General features: G+C 70.4%; 2 protein-coding genes. One reads left to right on the forward strand and one right to left on the reverse strand.

Translation table 11 applies throughout. The features are described 5' to 3' along the window. On the reverse strand, window positions 1-1,653 hold a 1,653-nt coding region (locus AC1D01_RS29900), incomplete at its 3' end, for a cyclic peptide export ABC transporter (RefSeq protein ID WP_477872898.1). A 70-nt stretch (window positions 1,654-1,723) separates the two neighbouring features. Between AC1D01_RS29900 and fhuF the strand changes: the two genes are divergently transcribed. Next, the gene (gene fhuF, locus AC1D01_RS29905) at window positions 1,724-2,452 is read left to right on the forward strand and encodes a siderophore-iron reductase FhuF (RefSeq protein ID WP_477872900.1); all 729 of its coding nucleotides are present in this window, start codon (window positions 1,724-1,726) and stop codon (window positions 2,450-2,452) included. Window positions 2,453-2,484 lie beyond the last annotated feature (32 nt).

The following is a 2,484-nucleotide window of genomic DNA, read 5'->3' on the forward strand; positions in this document are numbered from 1 at the left end:
CATCCGCACCACCCGATCCGCCACATGAAAATACCGGTCGTCGTGCGAGATCACGACCACCAGGTGCCCCTTCGCGCGCAGCTCCGGCAGCAGCTCGGTGTAGAACAGGTGGCGAAAGGCCGGATCCTGGTCGGCCGCCCATTCGTCGAACACCAGCACCGGCCGGCCTTCGAGCCACGCATGCACCAGCGCCAGCCGCTTGCGCTGGCCGGTCGACAGGTCGATGGTGCTGAACGCGCCGTCGCGCACCGACACCTTGTGCGCGATCTCCAGCCGCTCCAGGTAGGGCTGCGYCGCCTCCGGCAGCGGCTGCGGCGCCCCGCCCTCGCCCGCCAGGTCCTGGAACAGGTAGAAATCGGAGAACACCGTCGTGAACAGCTGCCGGTAGTCGTCGCGCGTCGCATCGGTCACCGGTTTGCCGTCGAGCCGCAGCTCGCCCTGCTGCGGCGCATACAGCCCGAGCAGCAGCTTGATCAGCGTCGTCTTGCCCGAGCCGTTGTCGCCGACGATGAAGACCAGCTCGCCGCGGCGCAGCACCAGGTCGATCGGGCCGAGCACGAAGGCCTCGCCACCGCCCTCCGGCGCATCGAACGCATAGCGCACCCCGCGCAGCTCGATCGAATCGGCAAACGCCCCCTCGCCTACGGGCCGGTCCAGGTGCAGGTGCAGGAAGGGTTCGGGCGTCGCGAAACGCAGCGACAGGTCGCCGATGCGCTGGAACGCCACCTTCGCGCGGCCGATGTTCGGCAGCACGCCGACCAGCTGGTCGATCGGCCCCTTCAGGAACAGCAGCACCAGCACGAAGCCGCTCAGCACCGCCGGCGCCACCGTGCTCGCCGCGGCCCAGCCGAGGATCACCGCGATCAGCAGGAAGAACAGCGCCGAGCCGAACGCGCTGCCGATCACGTAGGTGTTGATCGCGCGCTGGTTGACCGTGCGGATGCCGTCCACCGTCTGCTCGATCTGCCCGGACAGCATGCGCGCCCGCCGCCCACGGTGCATGCGCAGCTCCTTCGCGCCCTCGCTGATGCCGCGGTAGGCCTTGTGCAGCTGCTCCTCGCCGTCGCGCGCGCGCCAGAAACCGGCCTCGGCGCGCGTCAGCACCACCGCCTGCACCGCGRCACCCAGCACCAGCGCGACGACGAGCAGCCCGAACATCGGCAGCGACAGCCAGGCCAGGTAGCCCAGGCAGCCGAGTGCGATCGACAGCGCGATCACGGTGGACGCCAGCACGAAGCCGGCGTCGCTGATCATGTCGACGTCCTGCGTCAGCACCGGCATCAGGCGGTGCGTGCGGTAGCGCTCCAGCGCATCGATCGGCGCCGACAGGATCTTCTGCGCGAGCGATTTGCGCACCTGCGCCACCAGCCGCTGGCCGACGCGGTTGGTCGACATGTCGGAGGTCACGCGGCCGACCAGCGCCACCGCGCACAGCGACACGAAGGTCAGCAGCAGCCCGCCGGCCATGCCACCGCTGCGGTTCAGCACCTGGTTGATCGTGCCGAGCAGCGCGACGGTGGCCGCGCCCGCCGCGATGCCGGTGACGACCGACAGCGCGAGCCAGGGCAGGAAGGGCCGCAGCAGGCGTGCGACTTCCGCGAACGGGCGGTCGACGGAGGGCGGGATGGGAGGGGTCGGGACAGAATCGCTCATGCCTTGCATGACGAACCACGCGCCTGCGCGTTCAGCTGAACATCCCGAGCCTTCGTTCGTCTGCTGACGGGTGATCCCCCTTCTCGAACCTCTCTTCCAGGGCGCCTGGGCGCCGCTCGGCGAGGCGCTGGTGTGCGCCGCCGAGCCGCCGGCGGATGCCGTGCCGGTGCATCGGCTGATCGACGAACCGGCCTTGCTGGAGGCGCTGCTGCGCCGCCACGCCCTGCATCGCGGCGTGACGGGCAGCGATCTGCGCGCGGCCGCATCGAGCTGGTGCTTCGCGTACCTCGATGCGCTGCTGCCGCCGGTGGTCGCGGCGGCGAGCGTGCTGCAGCATGTGTTCCCGACCGCGCCGCATGAAACGCAGGTCGTGGTGGGGGATGACGATGCGGCGCCGCGCAGCTTCCACATCGGCCACGGCGGTGCGGCACGACCCGGCGATCGTTGCAGCGAGCGCCTGGCGCCGTTGATCGACCTGCATCTCGCGCCGCTGTTCACGCAACTCGCGCGCGCCTCACGCGTCGCGCCGAAGATCCTGTGGGGCAATCTCGCGCGCCGGCTCGGTGGGCTGTTCGAGCAGGGGCTGGCGTTGACTGGGCATGCGCCGCACGTCGCGCAGGATCGCGACACCCTGCTGAGCCAGCCGCTGTGGCACGACGGCCGGCCCAATCCACTGCTGCCGCGGCAACGCCCGCACCCGCAGGCCTCGCGGACGATTCCGCTGCACCGGCAGTGCTGCCTGTTCTATTGCCTGCCGGGCGAGGACTACTGCAGCGCCTGCCCGCTGCGACCTTCGTAGCCCGGATGCCAATCCGGGATGTGTCGGACAAA

The sequence above is a fragment of the Rhizobacter sp. P3_B12 genome, from assembly GCF_056402895.1.